This is a genomic window from Mycobacterium sp. (genome assembly GCF_035506235.1).
Classification (GTDB): Bacteria; Actinomycetota; Actinomycetes; order Mycobacteriales; family Mycobacteriaceae; genus Mycobacterium.
This window is the reverse complement of the sequence record NZ_DATJPU010000214.1, coordinates 1-13,916: the sequence shown is the minus strand read 5'-3', so window position 1 is coordinate 13,916 and position 13,916 is coordinate 1. Positions and strand designations below refer to the sequence as shown.

General features: G+C 69.2%; 15 protein-coding genes and 3 pseudogenes. 6 read left to right on the top strand and 12 right to left on the bottom strand.

The features are described from left to right. Positions 1–83: 83 nt before the first annotated feature. The 5 genes from VMD50_RS19430 to VMD50_RS19410 form a co-directional block, all read right to left on the bottom strand. Positions 84–482 (bottom strand): transcriptional regulator, encoded by a 399-nt coding sequence (locus tag VMD50_RS19430; RefSeq protein ID WP_325429736.1) that lies wholly within the window; start codon positions 480–482, stop codon positions 84–86. A 454-nt stretch (positions 483–936) separates the two neighbouring features. Continuing rightward, on the bottom strand, positions 937–1,632 hold the full coding sequence (locus VMD50_RS19425) for a TMEM165/GDT1 family protein (RefSeq protein WP_325429734.1): 696 nt from the start codon (positions 1,630–1,632) through the stop codon (positions 937–939). A 267-nt stretch (positions 1,633–1,899) separates the two neighbouring features. Then, a complete protein-coding gene (locus VMD50_RS19420; RefSeq protein ID WP_325429732.1) occupies positions 1,900–2,433 on the bottom strand; it encodes a peptidase in 534 nt (177 codons plus the stop codon). Between the two features lie 195 nt (positions 2,434–2,628). After that, positions 2,629–3,252 (bottom strand): superoxide dismutase, encoded by a 624-nt coding sequence (locus VMD50_RS19415; protein ID WP_325429730.1) that lies wholly within the window; start codon positions 3,250–3,252, stop codon positions 2,629–2,631. 151 nt (positions 3,253–3,403) lie between these two features. After that, on the bottom strand, positions 3,404–3,559 hold the full coding sequence (locus tag VMD50_RS19410; RefSeq protein ID WP_325429728.1) for a hypothetical protein: 156 nt from the start codon (positions 3,557–3,559) through the stop codon (positions 3,404–3,406). Positions 3,560–4,034: 475 nt separating this feature from the next. Between VMD50_RS19410 and VMD50_RS19405 the strand changes: the two genes are divergently transcribed. Continuing rightward, positions 4,035–5,087 carry a DUF4328 domain-containing protein gene (locus tag VMD50_RS19405; protein WP_325429726.1) on the top strand — a complete coding sequence of 351 codons (1,053 nt, stop codon included), beginning with the start codon at positions 4,035–4,037 and terminating at the stop codon, positions 5,085–5,087. Positions 5,088–5,091: 4 nt separating this feature from the next. Continuing rightward, complete coding sequence (locus VMD50_RS19400) at positions 5,092–5,916, top strand: glycerophosphodiester phosphodiesterase (RefSeq protein ID WP_325429724.1); 825 nt, start codon at positions 5,092–5,094, stop codon at positions 5,914–5,916. Positions 5,917–5,921: 5 nt separating this feature from the next. On the opposite strand, the gene VMD50_RS19395 is transcribed toward VMD50_RS19400, so the two are convergent. Beyond that, positions 5,922–7,037: an LCP family protein gene (locus tag VMD50_RS19395; protein WP_325429722.1), complete on the bottom strand. Its 1,116-nt coding sequence runs from the start codon at positions 7,035–7,037 to the stop codon at positions 5,922–5,924. 43 nt (positions 7,038–7,080) lie between these two features. Next, positions 7,081–7,857 carry a DUF2470 domain-containing protein gene (locus VMD50_RS19390; RefSeq protein WP_325429720.1) on the bottom strand — a complete coding sequence of 259 codons (777 nt, stop codon included), beginning with the start codon at positions 7,855–7,857 and terminating at the stop codon, positions 7,081–7,083. Positions 7,858–7,950: 93 nt separating this feature from the next. Between VMD50_RS19390 and pheA the strand changes: the two genes are divergently transcribed. Together pheA and VMD50_RS19380 are read left to right on the top strand one after the other, a co-directional pair. Next, entirely contained in the window at positions 7,951–8,916 is a 966-nt protein-coding gene (pheA, locus tag VMD50_RS19385; protein ID WP_325429718.1) for a prephenate dehydratase, read from the top strand. Next, on the top strand, positions 8,916–9,602 hold the full coding sequence (locus tag VMD50_RS19380) for a histidine phosphatase family protein (RefSeq protein ID WP_325429717.1): 687 nt from the start codon (positions 8,916–8,918) through the stop codon (positions 9,600–9,602). The genes pheA and VMD50_RS19380 overlap by 1 nt, the downstream gene beginning before the upstream one ends. On the opposite strand, the gene VMD50_RS19375 is transcribed toward VMD50_RS19380, so the two are convergent. The 3 genes and pseudogenes from VMD50_RS19375 to VMD50_RS19365 all read right to left on the bottom strand — a co-directional run bounded on the left by VMD50_RS19375 (position 9,579) and on the right by VMD50_RS19365 (position 11,541). Next, the gene (locus VMD50_RS19375; RefSeq protein ID WP_325429716.1) at positions 9,579–9,779 is read right to left on the bottom strand and encodes a hypothetical protein; all 201 of its coding nucleotides are present in this window, start codon (positions 9,777–9,779) and stop codon (positions 9,579–9,581) included. The genes VMD50_RS19380 and VMD50_RS19375 overlap by 24 nt on opposite strands. After that, positions 9,776–10,178: pseudogene (locus tag VMD50_RS19370) on the bottom strand (metallopeptidase family protein). Before VMD50_RS19370 ends, VMD50_RS19375 begins: the two are co-directional and overlap by 4 nt. A 4-nt stretch (positions 10,179–10,182) precedes the next feature. Beyond that, positions 10,183–11,541 (bottom strand): septum formation family protein, encoded by a 1,359-nt coding sequence (locus VMD50_RS19365; RefSeq protein WP_325429714.1) that lies wholly within the window; start codon positions 11,539–11,541, stop codon positions 10,183–10,185. Positions 11,542–11,653: 112 nt separating this feature from the next. Here VMD50_RS19365 and serS point away from each other — a divergent pair, with 112 nt between their 5' ends. Then, positions 11,654–12,913 carry a serine--tRNA ligase gene (gene serS, locus VMD50_RS19360; RefSeq protein WP_325429712.1) on the top strand — a complete coding sequence of 420 codons (1,260 nt, stop codon included), beginning with the start codon at positions 11,654–11,656 and terminating at the stop codon, positions 12,911–12,913. Positions 12,914–12,978: 65 nt separating this feature from the next. Here serS and VMD50_RS19355 read toward each other — a convergent pair. After that, positions 12,979–13,215 (bottom strand): annotated as a pseudogene (locus VMD50_RS19355) (cupin domain-containing protein); the annotation flags it as partial. Positions 13,216–13,270: 55 nt separating this feature from the next. Between VMD50_RS19355 and VMD50_RS19350 the strand changes: the two are divergent. Then, entirely contained in the window at positions 13,271–13,846 is a 576-nt protein-coding gene (locus VMD50_RS19350; RefSeq protein WP_325429710.1) for a class I SAM-dependent methyltransferase, read from the top strand. On the opposite strand, the pseudogene VMD50_RS30020 reads toward VMD50_RS19350, so the two are convergent. Then, positions 13,843–13,916 (bottom strand): annotated as a pseudogene (locus VMD50_RS30020) (DUF2834 domain-containing protein); the annotation flags it as partial. The gene VMD50_RS19350 and the pseudogene VMD50_RS30020 sit on opposite strands and share 4 nt — an antisense overlap.

The window sequence follows — 13,916 nt, the reverse complement described above, 5'->3', positions numbered from 1 at the left end:
TATCGCTCTCGTGCGTGCGCGATCCGAGAGCCAACCCTAATCGGAATACGCCGACGGCAGCCGGTCAGGTCGGGGTGTGCAACCTATGCGTCGAGGCGTTCGACGCGGCGCAGCTGGTTGACCCGCTCCACGACGTCCTGCTGCGCCTGAGGCGACAATCCGACGGCGGCCAGGGCAATGCGGCGCACGCCGTCATCGCGCATCGTGGCCAGCCATGACAACTCCCTGTCGAGCGTCTCATAGTACTCGTCGTCGGTGAAGTACGCCGGCTTGATGCGGAAGAAATTGGCCAGGGCGGCCATGGTCGCCGACGACGGGTTGGTGCGGTTGCCCGAACGTAGCTGGGACAGGTAGGGAGCCGACATCGTGATGCCCTCCGCCTTGAGCGCCGCAATCACCTCCGCGGAGGTGTGCGGCCCGCGTCCCGGTGGATACACCGTGTCGAACAAGCGGTTGAGGCGGGCGGCGAACGTCGTGCTCATCGATATGACCTCCACTTGGCTGTAGAAGTGAATTATTGCCGAGGTGTATTTGCTGACAATGGTAGCGACGGATCGGGTCCGCAACCAGGTGCAAACCGGCGGTGGTTCGACGCCAACGTTGCTGGCGGTTGCCAAATACCCACACGACGAGCGTCTAACTAATTCGCTGAGGTGTCCACTGAATCAGCCAACTTCACAGGTTATCCGCAGAATTGTGCGCCTCCGCGAGGGTGGCGGACCGCCGGGATCACAGGGCGTGAGGCGATTCGACCGACGATGCTGGGCACTCGCACCGCAACCGGCAGGCAACCTACGGCTGTCCGCGACAACATTTGCTGTCAGGTCGGTGACACGCCCAGAAAACGGGTTCGGAGTACACCTAATCGCCCCCGGAGATACCCCGGGGGCGACGACGGGTCGAGGCGGCGCGAAAAGATGGGGTGCCGACGGCACTCTAGTCGATGTCGGTTAACCGCGGGGCTGGCGGAGCTTCTTGCCGTCGCCGGCGGCGAGTTTGCACGGCCACCATGATCGCGGCGATCAGGACCACCGCCACGGTCACGGCGATGGCAACCGAGCGCAACCCCAGCGCGCTGTCGAGCAGCATCCAGAGCCCGAAGATCAGGAAAAGCAGGCCGGCCATCGCGTGCAGCAGCTTCTGCGGGAGGCGCCGGTGCAGCAGCGTGCCCGCCCCGATCGCCAATCCGTCGGCCAGCACCATGCCCACGGTGGAGCCGATCCACACGCCGGTCCAATCGTGATCGCTGGCCAGCGTGACCGTCGCGAGCGACGTCTTGTCGCTCATCTCGGCGAGGGCGAAGGTGGACACGACGGTCAGCAGCGCGAACCGGGGTTGCCGGCCGGTCGCCACCGTCCCGTCGCCGTCGGCCCCCTCGCGCCAGGCCCACACCGCGAAGATCAGGAAAGCGATCGCCGACGCGAAGGCCATCGGACGCGACGGCAGCGTGGCGCCCAGGAAGTGGCCAATCGACACCGTGACCCCGTGCACCAGGCACGCGGCGATCGCCACCCCGGTCAACACCACCCACCATCGGTAGCGCAGCGCATAGGTCATGGTGACGAGCTGGGACCTGTCGCCGAGTTCGGCGAGGAAAACCACCCCGAGTGTGAGCAACGTGGCGGCGAGCATGGGGGGCGACCTTTCGACGCGTCGTCCGTGACCGTCTGGGACCCAGTCGGTTGCCGAACACCGGTCGAAGGTCTCGCCCACCGTCCCCGCGGGGCCGGTTCGCCGGCCGGGCTGTGCGCCAGTATGTCGACTCGACGATTTGGGGCTACTCCCCTTCGCTAACGGTGCCAACGCTAACGGGCAACGGCGCCGGGCGCCAGAAAGACGGGCAAGTTCGGGCACCCGTAATTCCTGATTCGGCGCGCGAATCAATGGCTTTGAATTGCTTTATGCGGCAAGCAGCATCGCCAGTATCGCCGTGTCGGGGTGGCTGATCGGGTCGACGCCTACGCGGCTCACCATCGAGGTGATGGTCCCGTCGGCCTCCGCCTCGACCCACGCGGCCCGGTGCTCCAATCCCAGATACGGCAACCCCGGCAGCAGGACGCACCCGGACGCGGCCCCGGTGCACTCCGGCAAGGAGGGCATGGTTTCCGAGGGCGGATGCAGCATCAGCAGCGCGGGGGGCTGATGATCGGCGAAATATCCTGGCTGGATGGCCGATTCACCGAAGACCGTGCCCTCGGCCAGCACCAGGCCGACGGTGCCCGGCTCGGGCTCATCGGGTAACTCCTCGCGGGCACCGAATACCGTTGTGGTGGAAAGCAATCCGGGCAATGACGCGACCCTGACCGCGACCATCAGCAGCTGGGCCCACTCTTTCGTCGAATCCGGCCAACGCCCGGAGATCACAAATCCCTTCAGGGCACCACGGGCATGGAAGGGGGACACCCCGATAGGACGCTCAGACCCGGCTTCCATCTCGACCTCCGTGTGACGCCTGGCTCCGCCTAACCACACTGGTAGCTCGAATGACTAAGCATGCCTGCGGGTTAGGCGCCGTGCAACCCGACACGGCCACAGACGCACATGTTCTCAAGATGCCCCGATTCAGGGCAGCGCAAACGGCAGGGGCGCCACGCGATTCGCGTGACGCCCCGGCCTGAGAAAGCTGTTTCAGCCGAAAATCAGCCCCTGCGTTTTCGACGTGGCGGCCGCGTAGCGGTCCTGCACGTCAGCCCAGTTGACGACATTCCAGAACGCCTTGGCGAAGTCGACCTTGACGTTCTTGTACTGCAGGTAGAACGCGTGCTCCCACATGTCGAGCAGCAGCAGCGGGACGATCCCGAGCGGGAAATTGGACTGGTGGTCGTACACCTGGAAAATCAGCAGCTTCCGGGCGAGGGTGTCCCAGCCGAGCGCCGCCCAGCCCGAGCCCTGCACGGTGGTGGCGGCGGCGTGGAACTGAGCGCGGAACTTGTCGAACGATCCGAAGGCGTCGTCGATGGCCGCGGCGAGCTCACCGGTCGGCTTGTCGCCGCCGTTGGGGGACAGGTTCTTCCACCAGATGCTGTGGTTGACGTGGCCGGCCAGGTTGAACGCCAGGTTCTTCTCGTTCAGCAGGACCGCCGAGTGGTCCTCCTTGGCGCGTGCCTCCTCCAGCTTCTCCAGGGCGTCGTTGGCGCCCTTGACGTAAGTGGCGTGGTGCTTGTCGTGGTGCAGCTCGTTGATCTGGCCGGAGATGTGCGGTTCCAGCGCTCCAAAGTCCCAGTCCAAGTCGGGCAGGGTGTATACAGCCACAGCTTTCCTTTCTTCGGTGCATCGTCGGTGATGATCGGACGCTCATCGCGCGGGGCGGCCACGCGGCGCCAGCCATAATCAACCCTGCTCCATGCGCGCGCGCGCCGCAAGGACGACCGTTGCGAACAGATACCCCGCGGGGGTGTGGGTGTCAGTACAAGATGATGATCGCGAGCACCGCCAGCAACGCCAGCGCAACCAATGCGGCGCGCAGGGCGGCGACGCTATAGCTGTGGTTACAGGCGGGCGAGCCGGAATACGAGTTCGACGCGGCCGGTGACCCCGGACCGAACGAATGCGTGGCCATCAAGCGCCTTTCACCTGCAAGTCCACCCCGCCTGAGTGAGGTGAGTCACAACGATTTTTCGTGACGGTGATCATAACCCTTCGCACCGAGGTTGGGAAATGCACAGGGTAAGGGCGCGCCGGGACGGCGACTTCCAGATGTCGCCCAAGTCGCACCGGCGATGTCCGATTCGCGGGCGTCAGCGGGCGCGGTGGCCTCATCTGCGGGTGTTTAGCGAGGCAATGCATTTCGCTCGGATTACCTAGTCGGGCTGTTTATGGTACAGCCGTACCACCGGGCAGTTATCCACAGCTGTGACCCGGATAGCTCGAAAAGGCTGTGATGGTGCGGTTAATACCCGCTCAGCAACTGTGGATAAACCTGTGGAAACTGTGGATAGCCCTATAGGAAACTGTTGGGTTGCCGAACCGCGGCTTCCGCGGACCCGCGTCGTCGCATACGGCGGCCCCCTCGTCGCCGGGGCTACGCTGGTCCGGTGATCCAGGTGTGCTCCCGGTGCGGCACTCGGTGGAACGTGCGCGAGCGGCGACGCGACTGGTGTCCCCGCTGCCGCGGGGCGCTGATGGCACCTCTGGCCGACGTGCCGGTGGCCGATCCGCGGTGGAGCGCGCCGGCCGGCCCGTCGTCGGCCAGACCCGCGGCCGCGGGATGGCAGCGCACCCCGCCGCGGCTGCCGCCGGGCTTCCGGTGGATCGCGGTGCGCCCCGGCGCCGCGCCGCCTCCGCGACATGGCCGACGTTCTCTCGGCCCCACCCCGCGCTACGCAGTGATACCGCGCTGGGGTTTGGCGGACCACGTTGACCAGGCCCCGGCCGCGACCGAAAAGCCTTCCCGGACAGGGCCTTCCACGCCGGTCGTGCGCACCGCACTGTTCCTGAGCGTCCTGGTCCTCAGCATGGCCGCGCTGGTGTATGTCGCGCGCTACGTGCTGTTGGTGGTCAACCGCAATACACTCCTGAATTCGATCGTGGCCATCGCAGCGGACTGGATCGGGATGCTGGCCAGCGTCGCGGCGGTCGCGGCGATGATCACCTCGGGCGTGCTGTTGATCCGGTGGTTGATCGCGCGCAGGGCCGCCGTGTTCGCCCATCACGGCCTGCCGGAGTCGCGTTCCGTTCGCGCGTTGTGGGCCGGGTGCGTGGTGCCGCTGGCGAACCTGCTGTGGGCCCCCGTGTACGTCATCGAGCTGGCGACCGTCGAGGAGCACTATGCCCGGCTGCGGCGACCGATCCTCGAATGGTGGATCGCGTGGGTTCTCAGCTACCTGGTCTGCGGCTTCGCCATTTTCACCAGCTTCGCCACGGACGCCCAGGGCATCGCCAACAACACCGTGTTGATGATTTTCGCCTATCTGCTTGCGGCCGTCACGGTGGCCGCGGTCGCCCGGGTCTTCGAGGGCTTCGAGCGCAAACCCGTGGAGCGGCCCGCGCACAGATGGGTCGTGGTCGACCGGGAGCCCCCCACCCGTGGCGCCGGGCGCGCCCGCGGCGGTCCGGTTGAGCTGGCGGGGCAGGAACCGGCAGCATAGGGATATGACGTGGGCCGACGAGGTGCTCGCCGGGCATCCCTTTGTCGTTGCCCATCGGGGGGCGTCGGCAGCTCGGCCCGAACACACGCTGGCTGCCTACGATCTCGCGCTTAAACAGGGTGCCGACGGCGTGGAGTGCGACGTGCGGCTGACCCGCGACGGCCACCTGGTCTGCGTGCACGACCGCCGTCTGGATCGGACCTCGACGGGCGCCGGGTTGGTCAGCACCATGACGCTCGCTGAATTGCGCGAGCTCGAATACGGTGCGTGGCACGACAGCTGGCGTGCCGACGGCACCCACGGCGATACCAGCCTGCTGACGCTGGACGCCCTTGTGTCGCTGGTTCTGGACTGGCAGCGCCCGGTCAAGCTCTTCATCGAGACCAAGCACCCGGTCCGGTACGGCTCGCTGGTGGAAAGCAAGCTGCTGGCGCTGTTGCACCGCTTCGGGATCGCCGCGCCCGCCTCGGCCGACCGGTCCCGCGCTGTGGTGATGTCATTCTCGGCGGCCGCGGTCTGGCGGATCCGGCGAGCGGCGCCGCTGCTGCCGACGGTGCTGCTCGGCAAGACCGCTCGCTATCTGGCCAGCAGCGCGGCCACCGCCGTCGGCGCCACCGCCGTCGGACCCTCGCTGGCGACGTTGAAGGACTATCCCCAGCTGGTGGACCGCGCCGTCGCGCAGGGCAGGGCGGTCTATTGCTGGAACGTCGACGAGTACGACGACATCGACTTCTGCCGGGACGTCGGCGTGGCCTGGCTTGCCACTCACCACCCGGGTCGCACCAAGGCGTGGTTGCAGAAAGCGCGCGCCGGCGACGGCAGCGGTTAGACCCGCTATTGCTGTCCCTCGAGGGCGGCGGCGGGCACAGGCGCGTCGGCGGCGAGCGCGTCGAACAGCTTGCCGGCGACCTCGTGATTCCACACCACCACCGACCCGACGTCGCTGTCGGTGAACTCACCGATCGGGACAGTCATCGCGGTCGGGGACCCGTGCAGCGCCCAGCCGAGTCGGGCCAGGTCCCACACGTGGTCGCCCCGGCCGACGGTGATGGCGTCGGCGGCCGCGCGCGGCACCGAATACCAGCGCAGCGGGTCGAGCCAGACCGCCGGGCTGGTGACGCGGTGCAGCAGCGCCGCCAGGAACTGGCGCTGGTTGGCCATCCGATCCAGGTCCGCGCGCGGTGTGTCGCGCGTCCGGACGTATCCCAGGGCGTCGCGGCCCGCGATTTTCTGGCAGCCGGCAGGCAGGTCGATGCCGGCCAGCGGGTCATTGATCGGCGCGGTCGGGCACACGGTGATCCCTCCCAGCGCGTCGACCAGACCCGCGAAGCCGCCGAATCCGATCTCGACGTAGTGGTCGAGGCGCAGCCCGGTGGCCTGCTCAGCCGTCCGGGTCAGCAGCGGCGCACCGCCCATCGCGAACGCGGCGTTGATCTTGTCCTTGCCGTGACCGGGGATCGGTACGTACGAGTCGCGCGGGATCGACACCATCGTCGGCGGGGTGCTCGAGCCGAACGCGGGCACGTGCACCAGCAACATGGTGTCGGTGCGGCTGCTGCCGACGTCGCCGCCGGTCGCCAGGTCCTGTTGCTGCTCGGGGGTGAGGCCTTGGCGGCTGTCGGAGCCGACGATCAGCCAGTTCGCGCCGCGGCCGGGCGCGGGCCGGTCGGGATAGTCGGTCAGCGCCTGCGCGCGGTGCAGCCGGGCGTCGAACCACGCGGCCCCGCCCACGATGCCGCCGCCCACGAGCAGCGCGCCGATCAGCGCCGTGAGTGCAACGGCCCGGACCCAGCGGCGCTTGCCGCGGGTGCGCCGCGCCCTCGGGCCGACGGGTCGCGGCGGAGGGCCGGGCGGTGGCGCCGGGCCGCGGGCCCGGGGGATCGCCTGTGGCGGCTCCGGCCTTCGCGGCCACCGGGGCCCGTGCCGTTCCGGTGCTCGGTCGCCGTTCACCCGGATAACGTACGTGCCGGCTCGGGGTCGGGGTTGCCAGCGGTTACCGGCGGGCGCGCAGCCCGTTGATGAAAGGGCAACCCATCAGCAGCCGGATGGCCTGGCTCAGCCCGGCCATGTCGTCCACTGGTCGGTGAAACGGCAGCCGGACGTCGTGGTCGCCGCCGTTGCCTTCGACGCGGAACCGCATGCCGTACCGGTCGAGCCCGAGCGGGCGCACCTGCCCCCGTCGCAGCGGCGCCGGCAGCCTCGACACCAGCCGCGCCACGACGTCGTTGTGGACGGTGTCCAGGTGCCACAGCAGGCCGGCCTCGACCTCGCAGAACGGGTCGGGCCGAGCGGCCAGTAGGTCCGCGACGCCGACGGGCTCGGCGCCGGTGGCATCGGTGACGACCACGGACGCGATCTCCAGCCGGCACAGCGCGTACCGCGGCTCCCCGTCCGGGGGCGCCGATCGCGGCGTCTCGACCTGAAGCAACGCCGGGTTCGGGTGCTCGGCGGCGATCAGGTCAAGCGTGTCGGCCACATCGTCGGGCAAGACCCGCTGCAGGCGGCCGCGCACCCACACCAGCGAACGCACCGGTTCCCGCACCGGCAGTGGTGCGTAGTCCGTCAGCTCCAACAGCGCCTGCGACCCGGACGGGTCAGCGGCACCGGCGGGTATCGCTATCGCGAAGGAACCCTCGGGCAGCAAGCGGTGTACCGGCGAAGCGACCGGGTCCTGTCGCTCGATGGCCAGCAGCGCGCCGCCGGCCTGCGCACAGGCGCTGCGAATGCGTTCGGGAGTCGTCGGTGCCTGGCCGCTCAGCAATGCGCTCACCCTCCCATGATTTCTTAGGCAAGCCTAACTTAACCCGCCACCGAGGCGCGCCGCAAGGACGCGTTCGACGTGGAGCGCCGTTAGGGTTGGGGCGTGGTCCGCATCGCTTACCTCGGTCCCGAAGGGACCTTCACCGAGGCGGCGCTGCTACAAATCATCGCCGCCGGTCTGGTTCCGGAGCAGGCGCCCGGGCCCGTACGGCGGATGCCACTGGAAAGCACGCCGGCGGCGCTCAACGCGGTTCGCGACGGCGACGCCGATTACGCGTGCGTGCCGGTCGAGAACTCGATCGACGGCTCGGTGATCCCCACGCTGGACAGCCTGGCCATCGGTTCGCCCCTGCAGGTGTTCGCCGAGACCACGCTGGACGTGGCGTTCAGCATCGTCGTAAAACCGGGCCCGGCAACCGGCCCAAGCGCCGGCGAGGTGCGCACGTTGGCGGCCTTCCCGGTGGCGGTGGCGCAGGTGCGCCAGTGGCTGGCCGCCGAGCTGCCGGGCGTCGAGCTGCGACCGGCCTATTCCAATGCCGACGCGGCGCGGCAGGTGGCCGAGGGCCAGGCCGACGCCGCGGTGACCTCGCCGCTGGCGGCCGCCCACTGGGGGCTGGCCGCCCTGGCCGAAGGCGTCGTCGACGAGCCCAACGCCCGCACCCGCTTCGTCCTGATCGGCCTGCCGGGTCCGCCGCCGGCGCGCACTGGAGCCGACCGCACGGCGGTGGTGTTGCGCATCGACAACGAGCCGGGTGCGCTGTTGTCGGCGCTGGCCGAATTCGGCATCCGCGGCATCGACCTGACCCGGATCGAATCCCGGCCGACCCGAACCGAACTCGGAACCTACCTGTTCTTCGCCGATTGTGTCGGCCACATCGACGACGGCGCCGTCGCCGAGGCACTCAAGGCGTTGCACCGTCGTTGTGCCGATGTGAGGTATCTGGGTTCTTGGCCGACGGGGTCGACCCTCGGGGTGGCGCCCCCGCCGGCGGACGAGGCCTCGCGCTGGTTGGCGCGATTGCGGGACGGCAAACCGGAACAGGCGTTCGGGGCCGGGGGTGGGGAGTGATGGGTGGTCGTTTGGTGCTGTTGCGGCACGGGCAGTCCTACGGCAACGTCGAGCGCAGGCTGGACACCCGGCCGCCCGGCGCGGAGTTGACGCCGCTGGGCCGCGACCAGGCCCGGGCGTTCGCCCGCGGTTCGGGACGGCCGGCGATGTTGGCGCACTCGGTGGCCACCCGGGCATCGCAGACGGCCGAGGTGATCGGCGTGGAAGTCGAACTGGGCGCGCTGGAAGTTGCCGGCATCCACGAGGTGCAGGTCGGGCGGCTGGAAAACCGCAGCGACGACGACGCGGTCGCGGAATTCAACGCCATCTACGAGCGCTGGCACCGCGGTGAGCTCGACCTGCCGTTACCCGGCGGGGAGACCGGCAGCGACGTCTTGGACCGCTACGTGCCGGCGCTGACCGAACTGCGGATGCGCTATCTGGACGACGACGAGTGGAACGGTGACATCGTCGTCGTCAGCCATGGCGCGGCGATCCGCCTGGCCTCGGCGGTGCTGGCCGGGGTCGACGGCGACTTCGCACTCGACAACCATCTCGACAATGCCGAATCGGTGGTGTTGGCCCCGATCACCGACGGGAGGTGGAGCTGCTTGCGTTGGGGAAACCTGACGCCGCCGTTCTATCCCCGGACCGACGCGACGCCGGTCGCCGACGCGGTGCGCTCAGGCACCGATCCGATGGGCTGACGACTCGTCGGCGCACCCGCAGCCGACCGCATCGCAGTCGACGACGAACGTGTGCACCAACAGCTCGGGGCTGTCGCAGTCCGGCTCGGTGCATTCCCACCGGCGCAACGAATGGCGAATGATGGTCCCGTGGCAGTGATCCAGGCCCGCCCGGCACTCGCGGCATTCAGCGCTCATAAGCCGTTCATAGCACCCGGTCCGGACAATGTCGGGATGCCGCGCCCGTCAGGCCCAGCCCAGTTGTTCCAGCCGGTCGTCGTCGATGCCGAAGTGGTGGGCGATTTCGTGGATGACCGTGATCGCCACCTCCTCGACAACCTCGTCGTCGCAGTCGCAGGCGTCGAGCACCGCGTCGCGATAGATGGTGATCGCGTCGGGTAGCGAGCCGGCGTAGTCGGAGTCGCGTTCGGTGAGCGCCACCCCTTCGTAGAGCCCGAGCAGTTCGGCGTCTTCCGGGTGGCGGTCCTCCACGAGGACGACGACGTTGTCCATCGCGGCCGCCAGCCCGGGCGGGATCAGGTCGAGCGCATCGGAGACCAGCTCGTCGAACCGCTGCGGGTCCATCCGCACGGCCACCCGGCTAGCCTCCCGGGGCCGGCTCGGCCGGCGGGGGCGGCGGAGGCGGCGCTTCCGGTGCCGGGGGTGCCGGCGGCGCCCCGGCGTCCGCCGGTGGCGGGACGTCCTGGGGCGCTTGCGGCGCGGGAGCCTGCTGCGGGGCCGGCGCCTGCGGTTGCGTCGCGACCGGCTGCTGCCCGGGCAGGTGCTGATTGTTCGGCGGTATGGCGTCCGGCGGGGTGCTGGCCTGGCTCGGCTGGCTCGGCGCCTGGACCGGTATCGGCGGCATCGTCAGCCGCTCCTCGGGAATGTCGGGCGGGGCGACCGGCGGCTGACCGTTGATGAGCAGCTGGCCCTTGGCGCTGTTGACCAGCGTGGCCCAGCCACCGTTGCCCAGCGTGGCGCCGATGCTGCACGCGACCTGGCGGCTGCCCGCCGACCAGCTCGGCAACGACACGGTCGGGTAGATCAGCGTCAGGGTGGTGGTGCGCAACTTGGTCGGCGCGAGGTAGGCGTCGGTCATCTTCGTGCACGAGTCCTTGATGAACCCGTCCTGGTCGGGCTCGGCGGGCACGGCACCCGGAAACTTCTCGCCCAGGTTCACCGTGCCGGTGACCTCCATCGCGTGCGGTGCCGCGCAGTCGACGGGGACGTCGGTCGGCTGGTTGGTCGCCGAGTCGATGCCCAGGCAGGTGCCGGCCGGCCAGACCTTGGACTGGTCGACGTCGGCGACCTTGCCCTTGAAGACCTCCTGCTGATTGTTGGCCCCGGGCAACTGCAGGCCGCACAGCATGCGGCGGTCGCCCGACTGGCGCCAGGCCCGGTCACCGGCCCACAGCAGGCTGACCATGAACCTGCTGGCCGGGTCGAACTTGGGGCCCAGGTAATTGTGAACCGCGGGCTCGCACTGCTCCTGCGTCATCTGCTGGATCCGCGCCGGCGACGGGGGGGCCGCGCCGGGCCCGTACTCGGAGCCCGGGAAAGTCCGCATGTCGACGGACTCGGCGACTTCGAACTTGTGATCGTCGGCGCAGTTGACGATGCTGGCCGACTCCGGGGTGGCGTCCGGCCAGGTCAGGCAATCGCCGCTCTTGGCGCGGTTGAAGGCGGCGTCGCTCTTGGCACCGGTGCTGGGCACCGGCTCACTGTTGATGTAGCCCGCCAGCCGCCCCGGCCCGCTGCCGACCGGGATCGCCGTGACCAGCCCCGCGATCAGCAGCCCGCCCAGCGCGGTGAGCAACAGCGCGCGCCTGGTCGCCGTCGCCTGCAACCCGCGCGGCCACTGGAAGCCGCCCGACGGCCGTTCCGCGGGCTCGTCGGCGGAGCCGGCGGGGTTACCGGCTTCCGGAACTTCCTTCTCGGGCGCTTGCGACATCGGCTCCATTCTGACAGGGCCGGCTAAGTGGCGTGACAAAAGTTGCGGATGTGAACTTTTGGGATCGACCCGGAGGGGTGCTCCGACGGCCGGGCGCGGCCGCAAAAGTAGTCTCAGGCGCGTGATCGACCTGAAGCTGCTCCGGGAAGACCCCGACGCCGTACGCCGCTCCCAAGTCAGCCGTGGGGAAGACCCGGGGCTGGTGGACGCGTTGTTGACCGCCGACGCCAACCGTCGCTCGGCAATTTCGACCGCCGACGATCTGCGCGCCGAACAGAAGGCCGCCAGCAAGAGCGTCGGCGCGGCGTCGGCCGAGGAACGCCCGGCAAGGCTGGCGCGCGCCAAGGAGCTCGCCGAGCAGGTGAAGGCGGCGGAAGCCGCTCAGTCGGAGGCCGAGGCGGCGTTCACCGCGGCGCACATGGCGATCTCGAACATCGTCATCGACGGGGTGCCCGCCGGCGGGGAGGACGACTACCGGGTCCTCGACGTGGTCGGCGAGCCCGCGGCGATCGAAAACCCCAGGGACCACCTGGAACTGGGCGAATCGCTGGGGCTCATCGACATGCAGCGCGGCGCCAAGGTGTCGGGCTCGCGGTTCTACTTTTTGACCGGCCGGGGCGCGCTGTTGCAGCTGGGCCTGCTGCAGCTGGCGCTGCGGCTGGCCGTCGACAACGGCTTCGTCCCGATGATCCCGCCCGTGCTGGTGCGCCCGGAGGTGATGGCCGGCACCGGATTTCTGGGCGCCCACGCCGACGAGGTGTACCGGGTGGAGGCCGACGACCTCTACCTGGTGGGGACGTCCGAGGTGCCGCTGGCCGGCTACCACGCCGACGAGATCCTCGACCTGTCCGGCGGCCCGCTGCGCTACGCGGGCTGGTCGTCGTGTTTCCGGCGTGAGGCCGGCAGCTACGGCAAGGACACGCGCGGCATCATCCGGGTGCACCAGTTCGACAAGGTGGAGGGGTTCGTCTACTGCGCGCCCGCCGACGCCGAGGCCGAACACCAACGGCTGCTGGGCTGGCAGCGTGAGATGCTGGCCCGCATCGAGGTGCCGTATCGGGTGATCGACGTGGCCGCGGGCGATCTCGGCTCGTCGGCCGCGCGCAAATTCGACTGCGAGGCATGGGTTCCCACGCAGGGCACCTACCGCGAGCTGACGTCGACGTCGAACTGCACCACCTTTCAGGCGCGCCGGCTGGCCACGCGCTACCGGGACACGGCAGGCAAGCCCCAGGTCGCCGCCACGCTCAACGGCACGTTGGGCACGACCCGGTGGCTGGTGGCGATCCTGGAGAACCACCAGCAACCCGACGGCAGCGTGCGGGTGCCCGCCGCGCTGGTGCCGTTCGTGGGTACCGAGCTGCTGGAGCCGGTCGGTTAAGGACGCCGGGCGCCCGGGGTGCGGCCGAAGGCGCGCCGGTAGGTGTCGATGAAGGCGCTGGGCGTGGCCCAGCCGTGGAACTGGGTGTGGCCGTGGAATCTGTGCTCGTGCCAAACGCCCGCCGGTATCCAGATGGCTCGGTTTGCCGGGGTGATCCAGGTGCCCGCGGGGGTGGTCACCGAGACCGCACCCGAGGACGGGTAGACGATCTGGTCCAAGAGATGCCGGTGCCGCCGGATCCGCGCGCCCGGCGGCAGCGACTGGGCTGAAGTCACCAGCCCGCGATGGCCTGTTTCCGACATATCAAGGCAGATTATCGGAAGCCCGCAAGCGTGGGCGCCGCTTAATGTTGGCGAGATGGCGATGAATCTGCTGCACCGGTGGCGGTGCAGTTCGACGGGCTGGCAAGAGACGGTGGCGCACCGGCTACTGCCCTGGGTGCTCGCCGACGTCGAATTAGGTTCTCGGACACTGGAAATCGGCCCCGGCTACGGGGCGACGACGCGCGCCTTGCTCGACAGGGCCGAGTCGCTCACCGCCGTCGAGGTCGATCGCGCGATGGCCGATCGCCTGGATCGTCACTACGGCGATCGCGCCCGCATCATTCACGGCGATGGCACCAACACCGGCTTGCCCGATGACCACTTCAGCTCGGTGGTGTGCTTCACGATGCTGCATCACGTCCCCGACGGGCGGCTGCAGGATCGGCTGTTCAGCGAGGCCTTCCGGGTGCTGCGGCCCGGCGGCGTCTTCGCCGGCAGCGACGGCGTGCCGTCGCTGTCCTTCCGGCTCCTCCACATCGCCGACACCTACAACCCGATCGCACCGAAGGACCTCCCCGGGCGGCTGCTAGCCGCGGGATTCACCGACATCCGCACCGACGTCACGGGCGGCCGACAGAGGTGGCGTGCCACCAAACCGATTGACGCTTAGGCGTTTACAGTATCACGGGCCTTTTCGTGCCGGCGCTGCCGCTCCATGGTGGCGAAGTAGAAGGCGAACG

Excerpts from the sequence above, each read along its gene's own strand:
- VMD50_RS19430 (WP_325429736.1), bottom strand. The coding sequence starts at position 482 with ATGAGCACGACGTTCGCCGCCCGCCTCAACCGCTTGTTCGACACGGTG.
- VMD50_RS19425 (WP_325429734.1), bottom strand. The coding sequence starts at position 1,632 with ATGCTCGCCGCCACGTTGCTCACACTCGGGGTGGTTTTCCTCGCCGAA.
- VMD50_RS19420 (WP_325429732.1), bottom strand. The coding sequence starts at position 2,433 with ATGGAAGCCGGGTCTGAGCGTCCTATCGGGGTGTCCCCCTTCCATGCC.
- VMD50_RS19410 (WP_325429728.1), bottom strand. The coding sequence starts at position 3,559 with ATGGCCACGCATTCGTTCGGTCCGGGGTCACCGGCCGCGTCGAACTCG.
- VMD50_RS19400 (WP_325429724.1), top strand. The coding sequence starts at position 5,092 with ATGACGTGGGCCGACGAGGTGCTCGCCGGGCATCCCTTTGTCGTTGCC.
- VMD50_RS19380 (WP_325429717.1), top strand. The coding sequence starts at position 8,916 with ATGGGTGGTCGTTTGGTGCTGTTGCGGCACGGGCAGTCCTACGGCAAC.
- VMD50_RS19375 (WP_325429716.1), bottom strand. The coding sequence starts at position 9,779 with ATGAGCGCTGAATGCCGCGAGTGCCGGGCGGGCCTGGATCACTGCCAC.
- VMD50_RS19365 (WP_325429714.1), bottom strand. The coding sequence starts at position 11,541 with ATGGAGCCGATGTCGCAAGCGCCCGAGAAGGAAGTTCCGGAAGCCGGT.
- VMD50_RS19350 (WP_325429710.1), top strand. The coding sequence starts at position 13,271 with ATGGCGATGAATCTGCTGCACCGGTGGCGGTGCAGTTCGACGGGCTGG.